A 23,068-nucleotide genomic window follows, 5' to 3' on the forward strand; every position below is an offset into this window, starting at 1 on the left:
GAGTCAGAGCGTGTGCAGTTCGATGTCGAGTCGCTCGTCGAGCTCCTCCATGCTCATGCCGAACGTCTCGACCACCGTCGCGCCCTCGGTGCCGACGAGGAACAGCGCGCGGTCGGTGTACACGCGGCTCACGCAGTCGACGCCGGTCAGCGGGTAGGTGCACCGTGGCACGAGTTTCGGGCTTCCGTCCTTGGCGAACAGCGTCATCATCACGAACACGTCCTTGGCGCCGATGGCCAGATCCATCGCGCCGCCCACCGCCGGGATGGCGTCCGGCGCGCCCGTGTGCCAGTTGGCGAGATCGCCCGCGGCGCTGACCTGGAACGCGCCGAGCACGCAGACGTCGAGGTGACCGCCGCGCATCATGGCGAACGAGTCGGCGTGGTGGAAGTACGCCGCGCCCGGCAGTTCGGTGACGGGGATCTTGCCGGCGTTGGTCAGGTCCGGGTCGACCTCCTCGTCCCGGGCGGCACGGCCCATGCCGAGCATCCCGTTCTCGGTGTGCAGGACGATGCCGCTGTCGGCACCGAGGTGGTCGGCCACCATCGTCGGCTGACCGATGCCGAGGTTGACGTACGAGCCCTGCGGGATGTCGCGGGCCACCAGGGCGGCCAACTCGTCCTTGCTCAGCGGGCCCCGGTCGAGGTGCTCGATGGTCTGGGTCGCGGCGACGGCGATGCTCACGACGCCACCTCCTGGGAAGCGAGGGCGGACAGGTCGAGGATGCGGTCCACGTAGATGCCCGGGGTCACGACGGCCTCGGGGTCGATCTCGCCGAGCCCGACCGTCTCGCGGACCTCGGCGATCGTGGTGCGCGCGGCCGTCGCCATCACGGGACCGAAGTTCCGGGCGGTCTTGCGGTACACCAGGTTGCCCATCGGGTCGGCGGTCTGCGCGCCGATGAGCGCGTAGTCGCCGCGGATCGGGTATTCCAAGACGTAGTCGCGGCCGTCGATCGTGCGCTGCTCCTTGCCCTCGGCGAGCGGCGTCCCGACGCCCGTGGGGCAGTAGAAGGCGCCGATGCCCGCTCCGGCCGCACGCATGCGCTCGGCGAGGTTGCCCTGCGGGACGACCTCGAGTTCGAGCTTGCCGGAGCGGTAGAGGCCGTCGAAGACGTAGGAGTCATGCTGGCGCGGGAACGAGCAGATGACCTTGCGCACCCGCCCGGCGGCGAGCAGGGCCGCGAGGCCGGTGTCGCCGTTGCCGGCGTTGTTGCTGACGATCGTGAGGTCGGAGGCGCCCTGCTCGATCAGCGCGTCGATCAGCGTGACCGGCATGCCCGCCATGCCGAAACCGCCGACGAGGACGGTCGATCCGTCCTCGATCCCGGCGACCGCCTCGGCTGGGGAGGTCACGATGTGTGCGCGGCTCACGCAACCTCCTCGTTCTCCAGCACGACGGCGAGGCCCTGGCCGACGCCGATGCAGATCGCGGCGACGCCCCAGCGCTCGCCGCGCTCGCGCAGCACGTGCGCGAGGGTGCCGAGAACCCGCCCCCCGGACGCACCGAGCGGGTGGCCGATGGCGATCGCGCCGCCCTTGACGTTGACGATCTCCGGGTCGATCTTCCAGGCATCGACGCACGCCAGCGACTGGACGGCGAAGGCTTCGTTGAGTTCGACCGCGCCGACGTCGCTCCAGCTGATGCCGGCGCGCGCGAGGGCCTGGTTGGCCGCCTCGACCGGCGCGTACCCGAACATCTGCGGTTCGAGGGCCGTGGCGCCTCGACCGGCGATGCGCGCGATCGGATCGACGCCGATCTGATCTCGGGCGCGTTCGGAGCCGATGACGAGAGCGGAGGCGCCGTCGTTGAGCGGGGAGGCGTTGCCGGCGGTGATCAGGCCGTCGGGCCGGAAGGCCGGACGGAGCGCCGAGAGCTTCTCGACGGTGGTGCCCGGCCGGATGCCCTCGTCGCGCGCCAGCTCCGCGCCCGGGACGCTCACGGTCAGGTCGTCGTAGAAGCCCTCGTTCCAGGCCGCGTCGGCGAGAGCGTGGGAGCGGGCGGCGAATTCGTCCTGACGCTCGCGGCTGATGCCGAACTTCGCGGCGAGCTGCTCGTTGGCTTCGCCGAGCGAGATGGTCCATTCCTTCGGCATCGCCGGGTTGACCAGGCGCCAGCCGAGGGTGGTCGACACGGCGGTGACGTCACCGGCGGGGAAGCCGCGGTGGGGCTTGGGCAGCACCCAGGGCGCCCGCGTCATCGACTCGACCCCGCCGGCGAGCACGACGTCGGCGTCTCCGGTGTCGACGGTGCGCGAGGCGATCATGGCCGCGTCGAGGCTGGAGCCGCACAGCCGGTTCACCGTGGTGGCCGGCACGCTCACCGGAAGGCCGGCGAGGAGGATGGCCATGCGTCCGACATTCCGGTTGTCCTCACCGGCGCCGTTGGCGTTGCCCCACACGACGTCGCCGATGGCGGCGGGGTCGAGCCCGGGCGACTTGTCCAGCACGCCGGTGACGGCGGTGGCGGCGAGATCGTCGGGGCGGACCCCCGCGAGGGCGCCGTTGAACTTGCCGAACGGCGTACGGACGGCGGCGTACAGGTGAGCCATGAGAGTCTCCTTCTGTTCGCTATGCGAACATAAGTTCGTTGGACGAACGGCGCCCACTGTACCGCGGGTTGCAACAGAATTCCAACGGGCGCAGCCTCAGTTGAGGCCGTGCTCCGCGACGTCATCGCTCACCGCGGCGGCGCACTCCAGGAGCGCGGCGAGCGCCTCCTGGTGGCCCTCGCCGGTGTCGGTGTGCGTCATCGAGATGTTCACCGCGGCCACCGTGGCGCCGTCCCGGTCTCGCACCGGTGCGGCCATCGACGTGAGGCCCCGCTCGAGTTCCTGGTCCACGAGACACCACCCGCGCTCGCGCACCCGCGCGATCTCGTCGCGCAACGCCGGCTCGGTGTGCAACGTGCGCGGCGTCCTGGGGACCAGCGTCGCTTCGGCGAAGTACGCATCGAGGGCGGGCCCGTCGAGGGCGGCGAGCAGGACGCGTCCCATCGAGGTCGCGTAGGCGGGGAACCGGGTGCCGACGGTGATCCCGACGCTCATGATGCGACGCGTGGCCACGCGGGCGACGTAGACGATCTCCGTGCCGTCGAGGACGGCGGCCGACGTGGACTCGCCGAGTGTTGCGGACATCCGCTCGAGGTGCGGCTGCGCGAGCTGCGGCAACCCGAGTCCGGAGAGATACGCGGTGCCGAGCCGCATGACCTGCGGGGTCAGCGCGAACGTCTTGCCGGCGGTGCGCATGTACCCCAGCTCGACCAGGGTGTGCAGGAAGCGCCGTGCGGTCGCCCGGCTGAAACCCGTGCGCTGGGCCACTTCGGTGAGCGACATCTCCGGGTGCTCGGTGTCGAACGCCGTGATGACCGCCAGTCCCCGGGCGAGGGACTGCACGAACTGGTCGCCAGGCGAGTTCATGACGTCAGCCTAATCCTCGCGCGCCGGGAGTTCGGGCGACCGCGAAGGCGGCCCTCCCTCACTCGGACGGCTCGGCGAGGACGCGCTGCGCGATCTTGAAGGCGTGGTTCGCATCCGGGACCCCGCAGTAGATCGCGCACTGGAGGATGAGCTCCTTGATCTCGTCATCGCTCAGCCCGTTGCGCTTGGCGGCGCGGACGTGCATGGCGAACTCCTCGTGATGCCCCCGCGCGAGGAGTGCGGTGAGTGTGATGAACGAGCGGGTGCGCCGGTCGAGGCCGGGTCGCGTCCAGATGCCGCCCCAGGCGTACTGCGTGATGAAGCGCTGGAACTCCTCGGTGAAGTCCGTGATCGAGGCGGTCGCCCGGTCGACGTGAGCGTCACCGAGCACCTCCCGGCGCACCGTCATGCCCGCGTCGTACACCTGCTCGCTCGTGGCGCCGGTCGTCAACGCGGTGACGACGTCGCCCGCGCCGGTGAAGTGCTCCAGCAGCAGTACGCCCACCTCGTGCGGCCGCTCGGCGGGAGGCAGGTGGGCCACGCCGTCGAGGACGACGAGCCGACCATGCTGCACCCCGTTGGCGATCTGTTCGAGGCTGGCCGGCGGTGTCGGTCCGTCCTCGGCGCCGGCGATCGCGAGGACGGGTGCGCTGATTTCGCCGAGTCGCTCGCGGACGTCGAAGGTCGCCAACGCTTCGCACACCTGCGCATATCCCTCGGCGTCGGCGTCCTGGAGGGAGTGCAGCAGCTCCGTGGCGACCTCCGGCTCGCGCTCCATGAAGTCCGGGCCGAACCAGCGCTGCGCCGAGCCGGTCACCATCGACGGTGTTCCGCTGTCCCGGACCGTGGCGGCACGTTCGCGCCACGCCGACTCCTCGCCGATCTTCGCTCCGGTCGCGAGCAGCGCCGCGGAACGCACTCGGTCCGGGACGTCGAGGAGCAGCTGCAGCCCGACCGCGCCGCCCACCGAGTCGCCCGCGTAGGAGAAGGGTTCACCTGGCGCGAGAGCGTCCGCAAGCGCGACGACGCCGGCGGCCAGCTCGGCCATGGTGAACGGTTCCCCCACGGTCGTGTTGGCTCCGTGCCCGGGCAGGTTCCACGCCACGACATGGAAGTCGGCGGTGAGCGGCGCGGCGGCCGCCGACCACAGGGCGGTTGCGCTCGTGCCCAACGAGGGCCCGAGCAGCACCAGCGGCCCTGTTCCCGCGGGGCTGAGCTCGACACCGGTGATGCGGGGAACGGTCATGCAGGGTCCTCCTCGAGGAAGTCGCGGATCGAGGACACCGCGGAGTCCGCCAGCAGCGGCGCGATGCCCAGGTACGAGCTCGACGGGAGGCGTCCGGTCAGCTTCACCATCGACTGTTGCTCGGCCTCGACCCCGGTGGCCGAGGCGAGGTTGAAGGACATGCGTTCGACGTCGACGCGCAGCCCGCCGAGCAGGACCTCCGCGTGACGGGCGGCCACCAGAGTGCGGCGGGCGAGCAGACGGAGTGCGTCCCACTCGGCGTGCCAAGCGCCGGAGGCTCGCTCGTCCTCCATCGTCGCGGCCGCCAGGTGCAGTGTCTGCGCGAGACCGGGGGCGACGAGGGCGGTTCGGCGCAGGAGGACGGACATCACCGGATTGCTCTTGTGCGGCATGGTCGACGAGCTGCCGCCCGTGCCCTCGCTGACTTCGCCGATTCCCGGGCGCGTCATCACCAGGACGTCCGCGGCGACGTGTCCCCACGCGTCCGTGCACGTCACGAACGCGTCGCCGATCTCGGTGAGGCGGCCGCGCGAGGTGTGCCACGGCAGGCTCGTGTCGAGCCCGAGGTGTTCGGCCGTCTCGCGGACGAGGGCGAGGGCCACGGCCTGGTCGCCGGAGAGCTCGGTGGCGGCCGCCATCGTTCCTGCCGCCCCGCCGAGCTGGACCGGCAGCGAGGAACGCACTCGCCGGAGCCCGGCAGCGGCGTCGACGATCCCCTCGCCCCACCGCGCGACCTTGGCCCCGAACGTCTGCGGCACGGCCGGCTGCGTCAAGGTCCGGGCCACCATCGGAGTGTCACGGTGCTCGGTGGCGAGCCGGACGATCGCCCCGAGCTGTCCGCGGACCGCCTCGTCGATCGCGTTGATGGCGTCGCGGGCGCACAGCACGAGCGCCGTGTCGAGGACGTCCTGACTCGTCAGCCCGCGGTGCAACCACCGCGACGTCTCCCCATCGGTCCGCTCGCGCAGTAGCGCGACGAGGCCGATGACCGGGTTGCCGCCGGACTCGGCGCCGGTGGCCAGGTCGGCCACATCGTCATCGCCGATGAACCCGGTCAGCGACCCGGCCGCGCTCGCCGGCGCGACTCCCGTGCCGACAAGCGCCCATAGCCAGGCGTCCTCGACGGCCACCATCGCCTCGACGACCGCGGCATCGGAGAAGACGCGGCCCGCCCGTTCGTCGCCGGGCCACAACAGATTGCTCACGTAATTCAGTGTCGCGGATAGGTCAGGAAGACGGTCTCGGCCTCGCCCTGAAGTCGGATGTCGAATCGGTACCCGTGCGCGTCGGCCGCGGCGATGCAGGAATCGCGGCGCTCGGCCGGCAGCGACGTCAGCAGGGGATCGGCGGCGAGTGCGTCGGCGTCCTCGGGCAGGTAGGCCCGCGTGAAGAGACGGTTGAGCACCCCGCGTCCGAACACGGTCACCAGGAAGAACGGCGCCTTCCCCGGTGCGGTCGCGCCCGGCCGCAACGTCGAGAAGGTGTAGTGACCAGCGTCGTCGGTGGACGTCCGACCCCACCCGGTGAACGTCCACCCGTCCCGCTTCAGCGAGCCCGGCTGCTGGACGACGTTGCCGTCCGCGTCGACCTGCCACAGTTCGAGCAAAGCGTCGGGAACGGGCGCGCCGGCACCGTCGAGCACCTGGCCGTGCAGCCGGATAGCGTCGGCGCGGCCGGGCGGCACGAGTTCGTTGTCACCCTCATAGGGCAAGGCGTAGCCGTAGAAGGGCCCGATGGTCTGGCCGGGCGTTGCGATCAGATCTGCCATGTCGTCAGTCCTCGTCGGTCTCGGTCTCGAGCGGCGTGCGGTGGCTGCCGGTCAGCACGATGTCCCAGCGGTAACCGGTGGCCCATTCGTGCGTCGTCACCGAGTGGTCGTACTGCGCCACGAGCCGCTCGCGGGCCTTCGGGTCGGTGATGGACTGGAAGATCGGGTCCAGTGCGAACAGCGGGTCTCCGGGGAAGTACATCTGGGTGATCATCCGCTGGGTGAAGTCGGTGCCGAACAGTGAGAAGTGGATGTGCGCCGGCCGCCAGGCGTTGCGGTGGTTCTTCCACGGGTACGGGCCCGGCTTGATCGTCGTGAACGCGTAGTTGCCGTCGTCATCGGTCAGGCAGCGCCCGACTCCGGTGAAGTTCGGGTCGATGGGGGCCGGATGCTGGTCGCGCTTGTGCACGTAGCGTCCTCCGGCGTTGGCCTGCCAGATCTCGACCAGTTGGTTGCGCACCGGCCGGCCGTCGCCGTCGACGATGCGGCCGACCAGCTTCATGCGCTCACCGAGCGGCTCCCCGCCGTGCTGAATCGTGAGATCGGCTTCGAGGGGATGGACGTCGCGGTGGCCGAAGCACGGCGCCCACAGCTCGATCGTCTCGGGATCGGCGTGGTGCAGTGACTTGGTGGGGTGGCGCAGCAGCGAACTGCGGTACGGCGGGTAGTCCAGGCGCGGCTGCGTCTCCTCGACGCCCGAGGCGCGGTAGTCCTCCGCGATCGCCGCGATCTCGCCGTCGACCTGCTCTTGGCTGGCCGACGCGCTGTCCGGGTCGGTGGAGATCGGCTGGGTGGTCATGCCCGGCACCCTAGGCCGCGTCGGCACGCGATGCGAAGCGTACGATTCCACTGAGCGAAAATGATCGAGGAGGCGTCATGGCGGGTAACACCTCACGTCCGGGCGTCAGCGTCACCTCGCGCGTGCTCGCGATCCTCGCCGCTTTCGACGAGCGCCACCGCCGCCTGACGCTGAGCGAGCTGGCCCGCCGGGCCGACCTCCCGATCCCGACGGCCCACCGGCTCGCGAACGAGCTGGTGGCCGGCGGTGCGCTCACCCGTCGTCCGCAGGGTGACTATGTGGTGGGGCGACTGCTGTGGGACGTGGGGCTCCTCGCTCCCGTCGAGGCGGACCTGCGACGCGTCGCCGAGCCGATCCTTCACGACGTTCACGCCACCACCCGCGCGACCGTGCATCTCGCGGTCCGCGATGGCGATCACGTGCTGTATCTCGAGCGCATGCGCGGCAGGGCGTCGGTGCCGGTCATGAGCACCATCGGCTCGACCCTGCCGATGCATTCGACCGGAGTCGGCAAGGTCCTGCTCGCGCATGCACCGCCTGACGTGCGGGAGCGCGTGGCGGCGCGGCTCACCCGGGTGACCCCCTATACGGTCACGCAGCCGCCGATCCTCGCCGAGCAGCTGGAGCGGGTGCGCAGGGACGGGTACGCCACGACGAGCGAGGAGATGACGCTCGGCGCCGCCTCCCTCGCCGTCCCGGTGGTGCGCGACGACGAGGTGGTGGTGGCGGCGATCGGTGTGGTGGTGGCGAGCCTGCGTCGCGACCGTGCCCGGCTGCTGGCCGCGCTCCAGGTCGCGGCTCGGGGCATCAGCCGCCAGCTCTCCGAGCGCTGAACGCTCAGACGCCGAGCCGCGCGTCCTTGACCGGCGTCCCGAGTCGTTCGGTCGGCACGGACTTGGTCTCGCGCGCGGTGAGCGCGGCGAACGAGGCGATCGCACAGATCACCGCGGTGAATCCCGCGATGACGACCCAACCGCCGTCGCGCACGCCGCCCAACGCGGTCACGATCGACGGCGCGAATCCGGCCATGAGGAAGCCGAGCTGCGTTCCGATCGCCATGCCCGAGAAGCGGACCTTGGCGCTGAACATCTCACCGTAGAACGACGGCCAGACGGCGTTGGCCGCAGCGTAGCCGCAGGAGAAGGTCGCGATCGCGAGAGCGAACACCAGCAGCTCGCTGTCGCCGGCCATCGACCGCATGTAGAACGGCATGAGCACCGCGCTCGAGACGGCACCGTAGACGAAGACGGGCTTGCGTCCGATCCGGTCGGCGAGCATGCCGAACAGCGGCTGGGTCAGGAGCGCCCCGATGTTGGCCGCGACGACGAGCCACAAGGTGATCGACTCGCGGAGACCGACCTCGGCACCGTAGGCGATGGCGAGATTGCCGAAGACGGTCGACACGGCGGCGATGAAGGCGCAGGCGACGACGCGCGCGACGTCCCAACCGTGCGTGCGGAAGAGCTCGACGAACGGGATCTTGGCGACGTCGCCCTGCGCCTTGGCCTTGGCGAACGTCGGCGGCTCGTGCAGCGACCGACGGATGAAGTAGGCGACGACGACAACCACGGCGCTGAGCCAGAATGGCAGGCGCCAGCCCCAGCTGAACTTGATGTCGTCGGGCAGCGCCACGACGGGGATGAAGATGAGCGCGGCCAGGATCTGACCGCCCTGGGTGCCCGTGAGGGTCCACGAGGTGTAGAAGGAGCGACGATCATCGGGAGCATGCTCGAGGGTCAGCGAGCTCGCGCCGGCCTGCTCGCCGGCCGCGGACAGCCCTTGCATCAATCGGCAGAGCACCAGCAGTGCGGGCGCGAACCAACCGATCTGCTCGAAGCTGGGCAGGCAACCGATGATGAAGGTCGACAAACCCATGAGCAGCAACGTGAACATGAGGACCCGCTGGCGGCCGACCCGGTCACCGAAGTGACCCAAGATGACCGCACCGAACGGACGCGCGACGTAGGCGAAGCCGAAAGTCGCGAAGCTCATGACGAGCGATGCCTGGTTGTCGCTCGGGAAGAACACGGTGGGGAAGATCAACGCGGCGGCGGAGCCGAAGATGAAGAAGTCGTAGTACTCGACGGCGCTTCCCATGAAGCTGGCGGCTGCCGCCCGGACCGGGGTTTTGGTGGTCTTCAGTGCCGCGTCGGGACGGGATGTGTCCATGGGTGGTTCTCCTGATCGCTGAGTGCTCAGGCCTCGTCGTCGGCGACGAGGGTGCGGAAGTGGCGGCTCATCCGATCGACGTCGGGGTCGATGCCGGTGATGAGCCGGAAGGCGTCGACGGCTTGGTGGACGGCCATGTGGCCGCCGTCGAGCGTGCGGCAGCCGGCCGCGCGGGCGGCCTGCAGGAGGGCAGTGTCCAGCGGTCGGTAGACGATGTCGGCGACCCAGAGCCGCGGATGCAGTAGCACGGCGTCGAACGGCAGACCCGGATGGTCCGCCATGCCGGTCGGCGTGCAGTGGACGACGCCGGTGGCCGTGGCCAGCAGCGCCGAGAGCTCGTCATGAGGGGCCGACTCCACGTGCGTCGCCGCGTGCCGTTCAGCCAGCTCGGTGGCGAGCGCGGCGGCGCGAGTCTGATCGACGTCGACCACGGCCAGGCGTTCGGTTCCCAGCCGGGCGAGTGCATCGGCGACCGCCGCGCCGGCGCCGCCGGCACCGAGCATCACGACCTGCGCGAGTGAAGCGCCGGGCAGGGCGGTGCGCACCGACGTCTCGAACGCTGTGGTGTCGGTGTTGTGTCCCGTGGTGCGGCCGTCGGGCTCGAAGAGCACGGTGTTCACAGCCCCCAGGGCGGCAGCGGCCGGCGAGAGGGTGTCGAGGTGCTCGATGACGAGCTGTTTGCACGGATGCGTGACGTTGAGCGCGTCGAGACCGAACACCCGCGCCTGACGCAGGAGGTCACCGATCGCCGTGGCGGGCAGGTCGTGCTCCAGCAGGTCGATCGGCCGGTATACGTAATCGAGCCCCAGTGCTGCGGCCTCGGCCATGTGCAGCGGCGGGGTGAGCGACGGACGGACCCCGTTGCCGATGAGGCCGACGAGGTAAGGGGAACGGGACGACATCCTTCTCCTGGGCTAATGTACTAACCGGTACGTACGTGAAGTGAATCACAGGCCCGCCCTGGGGCTCTCACGGGGGTCGGCTCAGGCGCTCAGCGGTCGCGAAGCCAGGAGACGACGACGTCGCCAATGAGCGAGCGCAGGTGCGCGCGGCTCTCGGGGGCATGCAGGTCGCGGGAGAACAGGTAGCCGAACGTGTACTGGTTGGCGACCTGGAACACGCAGTAGGCGCTGATGATGAGGTGGACGTCGAAGGCGTCGACGTCGTCGCGGAAGACGCCCTCGGAGCGCCCGCGCTCGAGGATCTCGTCGAGCAGTGACATGGCCGGCTGGCCGAGATCCCGCAGGCTCTGCAGGCGCTGGATGTGCTCGCCACGGTGGATGTTCTCGATCGACACGAGGCGGATGAAGGCCTGGTGCTCCAGGTGGTGGTCGTAGGTGAGTTCGGCGAGTCGGCGCATCGCCTCCGCGGGGCCCAGCTCACCCACGTCGATACCGCGCTCGGCCTCGCGGATGCCGCGGTACGCCTCTTCCAACACGGCGCGGTACAGCTGTTCCTTGCCGCCGAAGTAGTAATAGATCATGCGTTTGGTGGTGCTGGTGCGCTCAGCGATCTCATCGACGCGAGCGCCCGAATAGCCCGACTCGGCGAACACCTCGGTGGCGACCGCCAGCAGCTCGGAACGCGTCCGCTCGGCATCGCGCTGACGGATCGGCTGGTCGCTCACACGCGCCACCCTAGCGGGAGCGTGGCCCCCGTCACCCACCCGCGGACCCGAACAATGTACTTTTTGGTACATTCGCCGCATGCGTACCGCGATCGCCACCGTCTGTCTGTCGGGAGGGCTCGTCGAGAAGTTGCACGCCTGCGCGGCGGCCGGCTTCGACGGAGTAGAGATCATGGACGCCGACTTGGTGGCCGCCTACGAATCGCCCGAGGAAATCCGGGCCCTGTGCGACCGACTGGGACTGACCATCGACCTGTTCCAGCCGTTCCGGGACTTCGAAGGGGTCGACGAGGCCACGTTCGCCGACAACCTGCGCCGGGCCGAGGCGAAGTTCGACGTGATGGAGCGGCTCGGGGCCGACACCGTGCTCGTGTGCAGCAACGTCGCCACAGCGACGATCGGCGACGACGAGGTGGCTGCCCGTCAGCTCGGGGAGTTGGCCGACCGGGCCGCCGACCGGGGTCTCCGGATCGCATACGAGGCCCTCGCGTGGGGCCGGTTCGTCGACGACTACCGCCACGCCTGGCGCATCGTCGAACTCGCCGACCGCCCCAACCTGGGCACCTGCCTCGACAGCTTCCACATCCTCTCCCGGGGTCACGATCCCGCCGCGATCGAGCAGATCCCCGGTGACAAGATCTTCTTCCTGCAACTCGCCGACGCCCCCGCCCTCGACATGGACGTGCTCTCCTGGAGCCGCCACCACCGCCTGTTCCCCGGCGAGGGCAGCTTCGATCTGACCACCTTCCTCGGACACGTCCTGCGCGCCGGATACACCGGTCCGCTCTCGCTCGAGGTCTTCAACGACACCTTCCGTCAGACCGACGTCGTGCGCACCGCGGGCCATGCGCGCCGCTCGCTCACCTGGCTGGCCGACCGCACCGCCGAAGCGGCCGGGTGGAGTACCGATCGCCTCGCCGCAGCCGCGGCTCCCCTCGCGGTGGACTTCGTCGAGGTCAAGGGCGAGGACCTTGCCGAGCTCGAGGAGATGCTGGACCGGATCGGCTTCACGTTCCGCGGCCGGCACCGGAGCAAGCCGGTGCGCCTATGGTCCGCAGGCGAGGCGCGCATCGTCCTCAACGAGCAGGCTCGCCACGCCGCTCCGCAGCTCGCCGCCATTGGGGTGCGCGTCGACGATGCAGCAGACGCCGCCGACCGGGCTGCAGCGCTCGGAGCCCCCCGGGTGTTCCGGCGAACCTACGCCGGGGAGCAGGAGTTGCGCGCCGTCGCGGCGCCCGACGGCACCGAGGTGTACTGGAACGACCAGCCTGCCGAGTCGTCGTGGGTGACCGAGTTCGATGGCGGCGAACCCGATCAGCCGTTCTCCGGTTCGGTCGACCACATCAATCTCGCCCAGCCGTGGCAGGACTTCGATGAGGCCGTGCTCTTCTACAGCAGCGTGCTCGGCCTCGCCGCCGAGTCCTCGATGGATGTGCCCGGCCCCAGCGGCCTCGTCCGTAGCCAGGTGATGCGGACCGACGACGGGGCGCTGCGCATCCCGCTCAACCTCGCCCCGCCCACAGCGCCGGTGCCGGCTCAGCACGTCGCGGTGCGCTGCGAGGACGTCATCACCGTCGCTCGCCACGCCCGCGAGCGCGGGCTGCTGTTCCTGCCGATCCCGGACAACTACTACGACGACCTCGCCGCCCGGTTCGGCCTGGACGCGGCGACGCTCGAGGTGCTGCGCGAGCTCGACCTGCTGTACGACCGGGATGCCGACGGCGAGTTCGTGCACTTCTACACGCCGATCGTGGGCGGGGTGTTCCTCGAGATCGTCGAGCGCCGGGGCGGTTACGACGGCTACGGAGCGCCGAACGCCCCGGTCCGGCTCGCCGCGCAGCGCGGGAACGGTACGGTGACCGCGTGAAGCGTCTCCTTCTCCTCAACGGCCCCAATCTCAACCTGCTCGGCACGCGGGAGCCGGCGATCTACGGTCACGAGACCCTCGACGACGTCGTGGCGCTCGTGACGAACACCGCGGCCGAGCTCGGATTCGAGGTGCGAGCGGTGCAGAGCAATCACGAGGGCGCGCTGATCGACGCGATCCACGAGGCGCGCACCGACTGCGCCGGCATCATCCTCAATCCGGGTGGCCTCACCCACACGTCGATCGCACTGCGCGATGCGCTCACCGGTGTGCAGCTGCCCGTGGCCGAGGTGCACCTGACGAACGTGCACGCGCGCGAGGAGTTCCGGCACCACTCGTACATCTCCCCGATCGCCAGCTGCACCATCGTGGGCGCCGGTGTTCAGGGCTACGAGTTTGCCGTGCGCCGGCTGGCTCGGCTCGCCGGCTGACGGCGGCCGGCGTCAGCCCTGGTCGACCTCGGAGAGGTCGATCGTCGGAACGCACACCGTGGTCTCCTGGGACGCGGGGATCTCGGTGGGCGCGTCACCGCGCAGATCCTGATAGTTCGGGCCGAGGAGGATCGTCACACCGTCGTCGAGGGTGATGTCGGGTTCGGCGAACTGCACCTCGCCGTTGAACTGCTGAGCGACCAGCTGGACCGTCGGGTCGTCCTGTCCGTTGGTCAGGATCGTGACGTTGTCGACCGGAATCTCGCTCGCACTGTTGCCGATGCGGCCGCCCAGGAATCCCTTGCCCTCAAGGTTGATCCGGACCCGGTTCGCGAGGCCCGCTGCTTCGCTGGCGTTGAAGATGTTGACGGTCACCATGCTGCTCTGCACGGGCTCACCGGCGGGGATGACCTGGGTCTCGCAGGTCTCGCTCTCCTCCACGCCGGTGTCCGCGGACGCGAACAGCAGGTTCACGCCGATGGCGGTGGCGCCGACGAAGGTGAGCCCGGCCGCGCCGAGGAAGAGCTTCTCGCGCACCGAACTCATGACTTCCTTCCCCCGATGGAGTAGACGCGAGCGTGCAGCATCGTGCGCTGCTGGAGCGCCGCGCGCAGCGCTCGGTGGAGGCCGTCCTCGAGGAACAGTTCGCCGCGCCAGCTGACGACGTGCGCGAACAGGTCGCCGAAGTAGGTGGAGTCGTCGTCGAGGAGCGTCGCGAGGTCGAGCTCCTTCTTAGTGGTGGTGAGATCGTCGAGGCGCACCTGGGTCGGCGAGATCTGCGCCCAGTCGTCCTGAGTCAGGCCGTGGTCCGGATAGGGTCGACCGTCCCCCACGCGTCGAAAGATCACGCAGTTCAGTCTAGGGCGTGCGCCACACTCCTCCCGCACCCGTCGCCCCGCGGTCGACCGGGAGAACCCGCGACACTGGTGCCACTGGGAGATCTGCACTGAGAGGCGGTCCGGAAACTCCCGGGAACGAAAGGACCCCTCGCGTACCCGGCAGGGACCACTGACCCTTGCTGCATTCCTGCCCTGGGGGAGTTGGGTGATGTACCGCCACGCGAGGGGCTGATCCCCATCATACGGGCTCGGCCACACCGAGTGGAGCGGGGCCGATTCCCCCGCTCCTGGGTCCGCCCGGTACGCTCGTCCGCGGAGGATTCGCATAGTGGCCTAGTGCGCTCGCTTGGAAAGCGGGTTGGGTTAACGCCCTCAGGGGTTCGAATCCCCTATCCTCCGCTGCCACGCAAGGAGCCAGGACGACGCTCGCGAATCGAGAGTCGTGCTGGTTTCTTCGTTTCGAGTAGCAGAGGAGGCCTGCCTCCGCTGCCACGCAAGGAGCCAGGACGACCGCCGTGAAATCGAGGTCTCGCTGGCTTCGTCGTTTTCGCGGTTCGGGATGCCCGGTCGGGATGCTGCCCCTATCGTCGTCTCGTGCCCTCTCCCGACGACACCACCGTGGCTGAGCCGCCCCTGGAGACGATCGGGTTCGGTCCGCTGACCATCCAGTTCGATGAGCGCGTCCTGCGACCGCGGCCCTGGACCGCATTGCAGTCGCGGTGGGCCGCGGAGCTGCTGGCCGTCGTCCCCGACGGTCCGGTCCTCGAGCTGTGTAGCGGCGCCGGCCACATCGGCCTGCTGGCCGCGCACGAGAGCGATCGCGATCTCGTCCTGGTCGACGCCGATCCCGTCGCTTGCCATCACGCACGCGAGAACGTGCGCAACTCCCTGCGCGCGAGCTACACGGAGGTGCGGTGCGCCCCGCTCGAGACCGCCATCCACGACGACGAGCGGTTCGCGCTCGTGGTCGCCGACCCCCCGTGGGTCGAAAGCGCGCGCACCGCCGACTATCCCGAGGACCCGCTGACCGCCATCGACGGCGGAGACGACGGACTGAGCCTCGCCCGCGCCTGTCTTCGCGTCGCCGGAGCGCATCTGGTGGTCGGCGGCTCTCTCGTCCTGCAAGTCGGCACGGTGGCCCAGGCCGAGGCGCTGAGCGAGTGGCTGCCCACGCAACCGGAGCTGGATCTCGATCCCGTCGAGGTCAGGGATGTGGCGGGCTCGGGCACGCTGATTTGCCTGGAACGATGCGAATGATTCGTGTGGTACAGATTTCTTAAGTATCCGGAGAATCTCGTAACCTTTCGGCGTCCTCGTCGTTGAACCGCACGACAGACTTCGCTCGACACGGTAAAGGCATCCCATGAGGATTCTCGGTTCCAGCCTCCTGGCCACGGGGCTCAGCGCTCTGCTGGTCGCCGCTCCGCTCCCGGCATCGGCGCAGGACTCCGTCGCGTACACCTCGTACGCGGAAGCACAGTTCCTGGCCGGCAAGAACGCCCTCGGCGAGCTCGTCAACATCATCGGCGACGGCGTCGAAGAGGAGGGCGCCTCGCTGTCCTTCCCCGAGGGCGGCGAGCAGTTCACCCTGAGCCCGCTGCAGGCACTCGACCAGCTGACGATCCCGGTCGGCGACACGTTGCTCGGCAGTGAGATCGGTCCGGTCGGCTCCTACGCTGCGGCCGGAAACGGCGGGTCGTCGCGTGCGGCGAGCGGTGCGGTGACCAAGGACGGCATCGTGCACGTCGGCGGCGAGGGTCAGCCGGCCGACTCCTTCGCGACGCTCAGTCTCTCGAACGGCTCGTTGGAGCCGCTGACGGAGCTGCTGTTGGATCTTCGCCTCGAGTTGGGCGCCATCTCCTCGTCGGCCGAGCAGGCGTCACCGACCGCCGCCGTCGAGCGCTCCTACTCGATCGCCGGCTCGCAGCTCGTGCTGGACGTGCCGTTGCTGGAGACGATCAACTCCTCGCTCGGCGGCGCGCCGAGCCTGTCGCTTCCCGAGGAGGCGACGGTCGGCCTCGCGGAGGTCTGCGAGATCCTCGCCGGCGTCCTTACCGCGCCGTTGCCCGGGGGCGGCGAGATCAATGTGTGCGAGCAGCTCGAGGATCTGCTCGGGGTCAAGATCACCGGGCTGAACGCTCTGACCGACGGCCTGGAGAGTTACACGGCCAATGGCATCGCGTTCGACCTCGCCGCGGGCACCATCACGGTCGATCTCGCCACCGTCCTGGATCGCGTGCTCGGCCTAGACATCAACAACCTCCCGGAGAACACCGACCTGCTGCACACGGTGCTCCCCGCTTTGGTCCAGCAGCTGCCCGGTCTCGTCCAGGCCTTCTACGACGACATCGTCGCTCAGCTCCTCGACCAACTCGGGATCTCCCTGCTGATCGGCGGTTTCGAGGCACCGCTGCCGATCGAGAGCCTGACGCGTGACGCCCTGCGGCCACTGCTCGACACCATCTTCGAGCAGCTGCGGCCGGCGCTCGAACAGATCGTGGAGCCGCTGGCCGACGGCCTCGGTACCCTCACCGAGCAGCTGGCGCAGATCGCGCAGATCCTGGTCAACGTGCCGGACGAGTACACGGCACTCAGCAACGCCGACACCTCGCAGGGCGAGGTCCACTCGATCTCCGCGCTGCGAGTGAAGCTCTTCGATCTCGGCGGCGGTGACGGTCAGCTCGCCGACCTGTTGCTCGCGAACTCGCTCGTCGGCCCGAACCAGGCGCTCGACGTGACGGTCCCGGACGATCCGGGACCGAACGACCCGGCCGACCGGGACGAGAACAACGTGGGCGGCCTGCTGCCGCGCACGGGCGTCGGACTGCTGGCTCCGGTGCTGTTCGCCGGCCTCGCCATCCTCGGCACGGGCTACCTGCTCACCCGACGGGGCAAGGGGGATGAGGCCGGGCCGCTCGGCCTGAGCTGAATCCAGCACGAGACCACGAAGGGCCGCAGCTCGGGGGGCTGCGGCCCTTCGTCGTGTCTCGGCACTGCTCCGGCCTGCTCAGGTGGTCGAGTAGCCGCGAGGAACGAGCGGCGTATCGCGACACACTCGGTCGTCGCCGGTTACCGCTCAGCCGATCGGGTCGAGGACCTCGTGGTCGCTCACCTGAGCGGCGAGGCGGGCGCGATGGAAGGGGCCGTCGCCGATGAGGTGCTCGATCGCGGTGAGCCGGCTCATGTAGTGGCCCACGCTGTACTCGGCCGTCATGCCGATGCCCCCGTGCAGCTGGATCGCGTCCTGGCCGAGGTGACGGCCGGCCCGGCTCACCTGGAGGGCCGCTTGAGCCACCGCAGCCGGGACATCGACGTCCTGGCCCTCGGCAGCAGCATCGAGGACGATCGTCGCCCAGGTGACGGTGCTGCGCGCCAGCTCCAGCGAGACGTACATGTCGGCGGCACGGAACGTGAGGGCCTGGAACGTGTTGAGCGTGACGCCGAACTGCTTGCGCGTCTTGAGGTAGCCGACGGTGGTCTCGAGTGCCGTGGACATCGCGCCGAGCGCCTCGTGGCCGTACGCGACCCGCGCAGCGTCGACGGCCGCCTCGAGCAGCGGCGCCTGGTCACGGCTCACGTCGCCGAGCGGGGAGGCGGGGGTGGCCTGGAGCTCCACGCGAGCTGCCCGCAGGCCGTCGTGCGTGATGTACCCGTCGCGCGTGAGGCCCGCGGCCTCGGGCGAGACGACGAACAAGCCCGTGCCGACGTCGGTCGCCGCGCTGACGATGAGCACATCGGCTCGGGCGCCCCACAGCACGGGCTCCTTGACGCCGCTGAGCGTCCACCGATCGTTCGCCCACGTGGCGGTGACGCGCTCGGCGTCCGACGCCCAGCGGCGACCCGGTTCGAGCCACGCCACCACGGGCAGACTCTCGCCCGCGACGAGCGGCTCCAGGAGGGCTGCGCGCTGCTGATCGTCGGCGGCGGAGGCGATGAGCCCGCCGGCGAGCACGACGGCCTCGACGAAGGGTTCGGGAGCGAGAACGCGGCCGAGTTCCTCGGCGACGAGGGAGACCTCGACCGGCCCGGCGCCCATCCCGCCGTCCTCCTCGGCGAAGGGGAGTCCGAGCAGACCCATCTCAGCGAGCTTGCGCCAGGTGTCCTCGCCGAAGCCCGGCTCCGTCGAGACGACCTCGCGGCGGGTTTCCGAGGACGGGTAGGCCCGGGCGAGGAGCCCGCGCACAGCCCCCTTGAGGGCTTCTTGTTCAGCGTCGATCGTGAAGTCCATGTCAGATCACAGTCCCAGGATGGTGCCGGCGATGATGGTGCGCTGCACCTCGTTCGATCCGCCGTAGATGGAGGTCTTGCGGTAGTTGAGGTAGACCGGCGTCGACAGGCGCGCCCACTCGGGCAGCTCGCTGGTGTCGCCGGCGCCCGAGGCGAGCGCCGCCGGACCCGCGAGGTCGACGGCCAACTCGGTAACGGCCTGCTGAAGCACGGTGCCCTGCAGCTTGAGAATCGACGAGGCCGGATCCGGCTTGCCATCGGCCGAGTTGCCGGCGACCCGCAGCGCGGTGAGCTCGAGTGCGAGGAGCTGGTTCTCCAGCTCCGCGATACGCCCCGCGTACGCCGGGTCGTCGAGAAGCCCGAGCTCGGCGGCGTGCTGCTTGGCGGTCGCGAGATTCCGCTTGGTGGCACCCACCGACGCGATGCCCGTGCGTTCGTTGCCGAGCAGGAACTTGGCGTAGGTCCAGCCCTTGTTCTCCTCGCCGACGAGGTTCTCGGCCGGAACGCGGACGTTCTCGAAGAAGACCTCGTTCACCTCGACACCACCGTCGATGAGCTCGATGGGGCGCACCGTGAGGCCGGGCGTCGTCATGTCGATGAGTAAGAAGCTGATGCCCTGCTGGCGCTTGGGCGCGGTGGGATCGGTGCGCACGAGGGTGAAGATCCAGTCGCCGTACTGCCCGAGGGTCGTCCAGGTCTTCTGGCCGTTGACGACGTAGTCGTCGCCGTCGCGCACCGCGGTGGTGCGCAGCGACGCGAGGTCCGAGCCGGCGTCGGGCTCGGAGAAGCCTTGCGACCACCAGATGTCCAGGTTGGCCGTGGCCGGCAGGAAGCGCTCCTTCTGCTCCGGAGAGCCGAACGCCGCGATGACCGGACCGACCATGTTGGTGTTGAAGGTCAGCGGCGGCGGGACGCACGCGAGCGCCATCTCCTCGTGCCAGATGTGGCGCTGGAGCTGGGTCCACTCCTGACCGCCCCACTCCACGGGCCAGTGAGGGACCGCGAGGCCGGCGGCATTCAAGATGCGCTGGCTCTCGACCATCTGATCCTTGGTGAGTTCGCGACGAGCCTGCACGGCTTCGCGGATCTCCTCGGGAATCCGGGTCGTGAAGAACTCGCGCAACTCGTCGCGGAACTTCGCGTCCTCGGCGGACAACTGACGTCTCATACCTGTGCTCCCACTCGCTAAGCGCTTGCTTACTGAACGGTAACCCATGGGCGGGAGCGGACACCAGCGCTAAGGCAGGCGCTTCAGCTCCCGGCGCCGTGACTTGGCCCGGAACGGCCCCACCAGCCGAGGCCCGGACAGTCGTCGTTCCAGCCGACGGGTCTCGCGGGCCAGGGGCTGCGCGAGGTACTCGCCGAAGATCACGCCCGCCGCGAGGGCGACGGCGATGCCTCCGGCCGTGATGCCCTGGAAGATGCCGGAGAGGTTCTCCTCCGCCAGTTGCGACAGCGAACGGTAGATGGTGAGGCCGGGCAACATCGGCACGATGGCCGAGACCACGACCACGAGCGTCGGTACGCGGCCCCATCGCGAGATGGGATAGCTCACCACGCCGATGAGGATGGCCCCGACGGCCGCAGCGAACGACCGATCGAGTCCGGTGTTTCCGATGACCGTGATGAGTCCTGCCGCCGGACCCGCGATGACGCCGACCGGCACGATGATGCGCCACGGCGCGTAGGACGAGTGTGCGAACGCCATCGCTGCGACCGCCGCGCCGCCGATGACGGCGGGAAGTTGCGACAGTGCGGGCAGGGAGGTCTGATTCGCCACGTCGACACCCAGCACACCGCCCACCATGAGGCCGGTGCTGACGCCCACGATGATCCCGACCGTCGAGAGCAGCACCTCGAAGACCCGCGCGCCCGCGGTCAAGTAGTAACCGGTCAACGCGTCCTGGATCGCACCGATGAAGCCCAACCCGGCCAGCAAGACGACGATGTTGGCAGAGATGACCAGCGAGGGGTTGGCCGGAATATGCAACGCCGCCGCGCCCACCGCGAGCAGCGAGGCGCACAGCCCTCCGGCGATCTGAATGTAGAAGTCCGGTAGCCGGCGGCGCGCCAGCCGATGCCGCACGACTTCGATGAGCCAGGCCGCGACGGCCGCGATCAACGCGACGATCCAGTCGCCGCCGATCAACAGGGCGATCCCGGCCCCCACGAGACCGCCGCTCGCGATGACGGACCAGCGCGGCCGGTGGTGGCCACGCGTCGAGATGGCAGCGATCTCCCGGCGCGCCTCGTCGAGGTCGATCTCGTCGGCGAGGAGTCGGGACACGACGAGGTCGACGTCGGTGAGGTCCTCGAAGTCGGTCTCGCGATGCTGGACGTTGCGACGCAGCGCCAACGGCACGTCGTCGAGGTCCTCCTGGTGGATGATCGTCAGCATGACGTAGGTGACGTCGACGTAGGTCCCCCGCAGCCCCAGGTGGTGACAGATCGACGACATCGTCGCCTGCACGTCGGCCGTGCCCGCGCCGTTGGCGAGCAGCGTCTCCCCGATGCGAAGCGCGAGATCGAGCGTGCGCAGAGTTCGCCTCGGAGTGTCCACGGCTCCCATTGTGGTGGCGTCGGCTAGGTTCGACAGACGGAGATCGGGTGGGGTGCTCGATCTGCGCCGCACGCCGGAGAAGATCGAGCGTCGGCTTCACCGAAGGAGAGGACTCGGCGTGCTCGATTGGATCGCCTTGACGCCCAGCGTCGTCGTGGCCGCGGCCTTGCTCGTCATTCCCGGAGCCACTCTCGTCGCCGCACTCGGCCTCCGCGGTTTCGGCGTCGTGGCCGCCGGTGTCCCCGTGAGCGTGACGACGATCAGCGGCGCGGCGATCGTCGCCCCGTGGATCGGGCTCGACTGGGGGCTGCTGCCGGTCGCGATCGTCTGGACGGGCGCTTTGCTGCTGGCAGCGGGGCTCGGGTGGGTTCTGCGCCGCAACCGTGACACCGCTTCGCGACGTACCCCGTCGCCCGCGGCCTTCTGGCCCAGTGCCGGCGCGCTCGTGCTCGGCACCCTGGTCATGACCTACCTCATCGCTCAGTCGGTCAAGTCCCCCGAGAACTTCTCGATGCGGTTCGACAATGCTTTTCACACGAGCGCGATCCGCTGGGCCGTGGAGACGGGCAACGCCTCGTCGCTCAGCATCTCCTCGTTCTCGAGCTTCGACGGCGCCTCGAGCCTCTATCCGGCGGCCTGGCACGGGTTCGTGGCGCTCGTCGCCGACGTGACGGGGGTGTCGGTGCCGGCCGCGATCAACGCCGCCAACATCGCCGCCGCGGCGCTCGGCTGGGTCGCCGGAACGATCTTCCTGGCGCTGGTGGCGATCGGCCGACGCCGTGCGGTGCCGTGGACCGCCGCACTCGTCGCCTGCGGCTTCCAGGCATTCCCGCTGCTGCTGCTCAACTGGGGCACGCTGTACCCCAACTTCTTCGGCGTGACGCTGCTTCCGGCCCTCCTCGCGCTGACCGTGCTGGTGCTGCGCGTGCGAGGAACCCACCGCGAGGGTTCGATCGTCGTCGCCCTCCTCGTCGCGATCGCCGCGCTCCCCGGCGCACTGCTCGCGCACCCCAACGCGGTCATGGCGTGGGGGCTCGCCGCGCTCGCGATGGTGTTCGTGCGGCTCGGTGAGTGGGTGGCGAGCCGGAGTTCGCAGCGGGGGCAAGCCCTGCTGATCGCGCTCGCGACCGGCCTCGTCCTGATCGCCGCCTTCGCCGCGGTCTGGAACCGGCTGCGGCCCTCACTCGACGTCGCCCCCTGGAAGGCGTACCAAGGGCCCGTCGGGGCCGTGCGGGAGTGGCTGACCGTGAGCCCGCTTGGGTCGTCGATCCCGTGGGTCGTCACCGTGTTCATGCTCGTCGGGGTCGGCGTCCTCGTCTGGCGTCGGCGCTTCGCGTTCGTCGCCGTCTGGCTGGTCTTCGGGCTGTTGTTCATCATCTCGACCGGCGCGCCGGACGGAGCGCTTCGCGAGTACGCCGTCGGCGTCTTCTACCAGGACAATCCGCGGCTCGCCGCGCTGACCGCGGTCGGCGCGCTGGTGCCCACGGCGGTGGGCGCGATGACGGTGGGACGTGGAGTCGTGGTGCTGGTCCGCCGGTACCTGCCCGGACGGCGCCTCGCCGCGCCGGTCGCAGTCGGGATCTTCGCGCTCGCCTGTGTCGCGGTGACGTTCCAGCAGACGATCGGACAAGCGATGGCGTGGACGACGTCGGCGTACGTCCCGACGCAGCGCTCCCAGCTCATCGACACCGAGGAGCTGCGGATGATCGACCGGCTCCCCGATCTCGTGCCCGAGGACGCTCTCATTCTCGGCGAACCGGGAGGCGGAACCCCGTTCATCTACGCGCTGACCGGCATCCGCACGGCTCCCGCCTACATGTTCTACGAGGCGAGCGATGAGGAGCTGGAGATCTTCCACACCATCGAGCACGCGGACCGGCCCGAGAACCGCGAGCGGCTGTGCGCAGCGGCCGATGAGCTCGCCGACGCCTCGGCCCTCTATATCGCGGACTTCAATGGTTCCGGCTACCGCAACACGCAGGTCGCCGGGCTGCGGCGCCCGGATCCACGGACTACGGAACTGGTCGCGACGGAAGGCTCGGTCCAGCTGTACCGCGTGACCGTGTGCGACGACCTGTGAGCGATGCGCGCCCTGAGCCCGCATGCCGTTAGGCTCG

At 69.6% G+C, this 23,068-nt stretch carries 22 protein-coding genes, 1 tRNA gene and 1 other RNA gene; 7 read left to right on the top strand and 17 right to left on the bottom strand.

Features of this window, described 5'->3' with window-relative positions:
- Positions 1-3: 3 nt before the first annotated feature.
- The 8 genes from D9V41_RS01980 to pcaH form a co-directional block, all read right to left on the bottom strand.
- Positions 4-684 (bottom strand): 3-oxoacid CoA-transferase subunit B, encoded by a 681-nt coding sequence (locus D9V41_RS01980; RefSeq protein ID WP_121792835.1) that lies wholly within the window; start codon positions 682-684, stop codon positions 4-6.
- Positions 681-1,373 carry a 3-oxoacid CoA-transferase subunit A gene (locus tag D9V41_RS01985; protein ID WP_121792836.1) on the bottom strand — a complete coding sequence of 231 codons (693 nt, stop codon included), beginning with the start codon at positions 1,371-1,373 and terminating at the stop codon, positions 681-683. Before D9V41_RS01985 ends, D9V41_RS01980 begins: the two co-directional genes overlap by 4 nt.
- Complete coding sequence (locus D9V41_RS01990) at positions 1,370-2,551, bottom strand: thiolase family protein (RefSeq protein WP_121792837.1); 1,182 nt, start codon at positions 2,549-2,551, stop codon at positions 1,370-1,372. Before D9V41_RS01990 ends, D9V41_RS01985 begins: the two co-directional genes overlap by 4 nt.
- A 96-nt stretch (positions 2,552-2,647) precedes the next feature.
- Positions 2,648-3,418, bottom strand: a complete 771-nt coding sequence (locus tag D9V41_RS01995; RefSeq protein ID WP_121792838.1) for an IclR family transcriptional regulator domain-containing protein — start codon at positions 3,416-3,418, stop codon at positions 2,648-2,650.
- Positions 3,419-3,476: 58 nt separating this feature from the next.
- Positions 3,477-4,664, bottom strand: a complete 1,188-nt coding sequence (gene pcaDC, locus D9V41_RS02000) for a bifunctional 3-oxoadipate enol-lactonase/4-carboxymuconolactone decarboxylase PcaDC (RefSeq protein ID WP_121792839.1) — start codon at positions 4,662-4,664, stop codon at positions 3,477-3,479.
- Positions 4,661-5,869, bottom strand: coding sequence for a lyase family protein (locus D9V41_RS02005; RefSeq protein WP_121792840.1), 1,209 nt, complete (start codon positions 5,867-5,869; stop codon positions 4,661-4,663). Before D9V41_RS02005 ends, pcaDC begins: the two co-directional genes overlap by 4 nt.
- Before the next feature lie 5 nt (positions 5,870-5,874).
- A complete protein-coding gene (gene pcaG, locus D9V41_RS02010) occupies positions 5,875-6,432 on the bottom strand; it encodes a protocatechuate 3,4-dioxygenase subunit alpha (RefSeq protein ID WP_121792841.1) in 558 nt (185 codons plus the stop codon).
- 4 nt (positions 6,433-6,436) lie between these two features.
- Entirely contained in the window at positions 6,437-7,231 is a 795-nt protein-coding gene (gene pcaH / locus D9V41_RS02015) for a protocatechuate 3,4-dioxygenase subunit beta (protein ID WP_121793028.1), read from the bottom strand.
- A 77-nt stretch (positions 7,232-7,308) separates the two neighbouring features.
- Between pcaH and D9V41_RS02020 the strand changes: the two genes are divergently transcribed.
- Positions 7,309-8,064: an IclR family transcriptional regulator gene (locus D9V41_RS02020; protein ID WP_121792842.1), complete on the top strand. Its 756-nt coding sequence runs from the start codon at positions 7,309-7,311 to the stop codon at positions 8,062-8,064.
- Between the two features lie 4 nt (positions 8,065-8,068).
- Here the strand turns inward: D9V41_RS02020 and D9V41_RS02025 are convergent, their stop codons facing one another.
- From D9V41_RS02025 to D9V41_RS02035, 3 genes are all read right to left on the bottom strand, one after another.
- Complete coding sequence (locus D9V41_RS02025) at positions 8,069-9,400, bottom strand: MFS transporter (protein ID WP_121792843.1); 1,332 nt, start codon at positions 9,398-9,400, stop codon at positions 8,069-8,071.
- 26 nt (positions 9,401-9,426) lie between these two features.
- Positions 9,427-10,302, bottom strand: a complete 876-nt coding sequence (locus D9V41_RS02030) for a shikimate dehydrogenase (protein ID WP_121792844.1) — start codon at positions 10,300-10,302, stop codon at positions 9,427-9,429.
- An 89-nt stretch (positions 10,303-10,391) separates the two neighbouring features.
- The gene (locus D9V41_RS02035) at positions 10,392-11,027 is read right to left on the bottom strand and encodes a TetR/AcrR family transcriptional regulator (protein WP_243697122.1); all 636 of its coding nucleotides are present in this window, start codon (positions 11,025-11,027) and stop codon (positions 10,392-10,394) included.
- Positions 11,028-11,106: 79 nt separating this feature from the next.
- Here D9V41_RS02035 and D9V41_RS02040 point away from each other — a divergent pair, with 79 nt between their 5' ends.
- Together D9V41_RS02040 and aroQ are read left to right on the top strand one after the other, a co-directional pair.
- Complete coding sequence (locus D9V41_RS02040; RefSeq protein ID WP_121792845.1) at positions 11,107-12,894, top strand: bifunctional sugar phosphate isomerase/epimerase/4-hydroxyphenylpyruvate dioxygenase family protein; 1,788 nt, start codon at positions 11,107-11,109, stop codon at positions 12,892-12,894.
- The gene (gene aroQ, locus D9V41_RS02045; RefSeq protein ID WP_121792846.1) at positions 12,891-13,325 is read left to right on the top strand and encodes a type II 3-dehydroquinate dehydratase; all 435 of its coding nucleotides are present in this window, start codon (positions 12,891-12,893) and stop codon (positions 13,323-13,325) included. The genes D9V41_RS02040 and aroQ overlap by 4 nt, the downstream gene beginning before the upstream one ends.
- A 12-nt stretch (positions 13,326-13,337) precedes the next feature.
- On the opposite strand, the gene D9V41_RS02050 is transcribed toward aroQ, so the two are convergent.
- From D9V41_RS02050 to ffs, 3 genes are all read right to left on the bottom strand, one after another.
- Positions 13,338-13,871, bottom strand: coding sequence for a LytR C-terminal domain-containing protein (locus tag D9V41_RS02050; protein ID WP_121792847.1), 534 nt, complete (start codon positions 13,869-13,871; stop codon positions 13,338-13,340).
- Positions 13,868-14,173 (bottom strand): type II toxin-antitoxin system VapB family antitoxin, encoded by a 306-nt coding sequence (locus tag D9V41_RS02055; RefSeq protein WP_121792848.1) that lies wholly within the window; start codon positions 14,171-14,173, stop codon positions 13,868-13,870. The genes D9V41_RS02050 and D9V41_RS02055 overlap by 4 nt, the downstream gene beginning before the upstream one ends.
- Before the next feature lie 127 nt (positions 14,174-14,300).
- Positions 14,301-14,397: signal recognition particle sRNA small type (gene ffs, locus D9V41_RS02060), an RNA gene on the bottom strand.
- A gap of 81 nt (positions 14,398-14,478) precedes the next feature.
- On the opposite strand from ffs, the gene D9V41_RS02065 reads away from it, so the two are divergent.
- The 3 genes from D9V41_RS02065 (at position 14,479) to D9V41_RS02075 (ending at position 17,093) form a co-directional block, all read left to right on the top strand.
- Positions 14,479-14,563: transfer RNA gene (locus D9V41_RS02065), tRNA-Ser, on the top strand.
- Positions 14,564-14,758: 195 nt separating this feature from the next.
- Positions 14,759-15,421 carry a methyltransferase gene (locus D9V41_RS02070; protein ID WP_243697123.1) on the top strand — a complete coding sequence of 221 codons (663 nt, stop codon included), beginning with the start codon at positions 14,759-14,761 and terminating at the stop codon, positions 15,419-15,421.
- 106 nt (positions 15,422-15,527) lie between these two features.
- Positions 15,528-17,093 carry a choice-of-anchor G family protein gene (locus tag D9V41_RS02075; protein WP_121792849.1) on the top strand — a complete coding sequence of 522 codons (1,566 nt, stop codon included), beginning with the start codon at positions 15,528-15,530 and terminating at the stop codon, positions 17,091-17,093.
- A 147-nt stretch (positions 17,094-17,240) separates the two neighbouring features.
- Here the strand turns inward: D9V41_RS02075 and D9V41_RS02080 are convergent, their stop codons facing one another.
- The 3 genes from D9V41_RS02080 to D9V41_RS02090 all read right to left on the bottom strand — a co-directional run bounded on the left by D9V41_RS02080 (position 17,241) and on the right by D9V41_RS02090 (position 20,951).
- Entirely contained in the window at positions 17,241-18,392 is a 1,152-nt protein-coding gene (locus D9V41_RS02080) for an acyl-CoA dehydrogenase family protein (protein WP_121792850.1), read from the bottom strand.
- Between the two features lie 6 nt (positions 18,393-18,398).
- Positions 18,399-19,559 (bottom strand): acyl-CoA dehydrogenase family protein, encoded by a 1,161-nt coding sequence (locus D9V41_RS02085; RefSeq protein ID WP_121792851.1) that lies wholly within the window; start codon positions 19,557-19,559, stop codon positions 18,399-18,401.
- A 69-nt stretch (positions 19,560-19,628) separates the two neighbouring features.
- Positions 19,629-20,951 carry a threonine/serine exporter family protein gene (locus D9V41_RS02090; protein ID WP_243697124.1) on the bottom strand — a complete coding sequence of 441 codons (1,323 nt, stop codon included), beginning with the start codon at positions 20,949-20,951 and terminating at the stop codon, positions 19,629-19,631.
- 118 nt (positions 20,952-21,069) lie between these two features.
- Between D9V41_RS02090 and D9V41_RS02095 the strand changes: the two genes are divergently transcribed.
- On the top strand, positions 21,070-23,031 hold the full coding sequence (locus tag D9V41_RS02095; RefSeq protein WP_133434080.1) for a DUF6541 family protein: 1,962 nt from the start codon (positions 21,070-21,072) through the stop codon (positions 23,029-23,031).
- Positions 23,032-23,068: the final 37 nt, after the last annotated feature.

This window comes from Aeromicrobium phragmitis (genome assembly GCF_003674095.1).
Lineage (GTDB): Bacteria > Actinomycetota > Actinomycetes > Propionibacteriales > Nocardioidaceae > Aeromicrobium > Aeromicrobium phragmitis.

Coding starts and splice junctions, on each gene's coding strand:
- D9V41_RS02085 (WP_121792851.1), bottom strand. CDS start 19,559: ATGAGACGTCAGTTGTCCGCCGAGGACGCGAAGTTCCGCGACGAGTTG.
- pcaH (WP_121793028.1), bottom strand. CDS start 7,231: ATGACCACCCAGCCGATCTCCACCGACCCGGACAGCGCGTCGGCCAGC.
- D9V41_RS02075 (WP_121792849.1), top strand. CDS start 15,528: ATGAGGATTCTCGGTTCCAGCCTCCTGGCCACGGGGCTCAGCGCTCTG.
- D9V41_RS02025 (WP_121792843.1), bottom strand. CDS start 9,400: ATGGACACATCCCGTCCCGACGCGGCACTGAAGACCACCAAAACCCCG.
- D9V41_RS02080 (WP_121792850.1), bottom strand. CDS start 18,392: ATGGACTTCACGATCGACGCTGAACAAGAAGCCCTCAAGGGGGCTGTG.
- pcaDC (WP_121792839.1), bottom strand. CDS start 4,664: ATGACCGTTCCCCGCATCACCGGTGTCGAGCTCAGCCCCGCGGGAACA.
- D9V41_RS02040 (WP_121792845.1), top strand. CDS start 11,107: ATGCGTACCGCGATCGCCACCGTCTGTCTGTCGGGAGGGCTCGTCGAG.
- D9V41_RS02020 (WP_121792842.1), top strand. CDS start 7,309: ATGGCGGGTAACACCTCACGTCCGGGCGTCAGCGTCACCTCGCGCGTG.
- D9V41_RS01995 (WP_121792838.1), bottom strand. CDS start 3,418: ATGAACTCGCCTGGCGACCAGTTCGTGCAGTCCCTCGCCCGGGGACTG.
- D9V41_RS02050 (WP_121792847.1), bottom strand. CDS start 13,871: ATGAGTTCGGTGCGCGAGAAGCTCTTCCTCGGCGCGGCCGGGCTCACC.
- D9V41_RS02030 (WP_121792844.1), bottom strand. CDS start 10,302: ATGTCGTCCCGTTCCCCTTACCTCGTCGGCCTCATCGGCAACGGGGTC.
- D9V41_RS01990 (WP_121792837.1), bottom strand. CDS start 2,551: ATGGCTCACCTGTACGCCGCCGTCCGTACGCCGTTCGGCAAGTTCAAC.
- pcaG (WP_121792841.1), bottom strand. CDS start 6,432: ATGGCAGATCTGATCGCAACGCCCGGCCAGACCATCGGGCCCTTCTAC.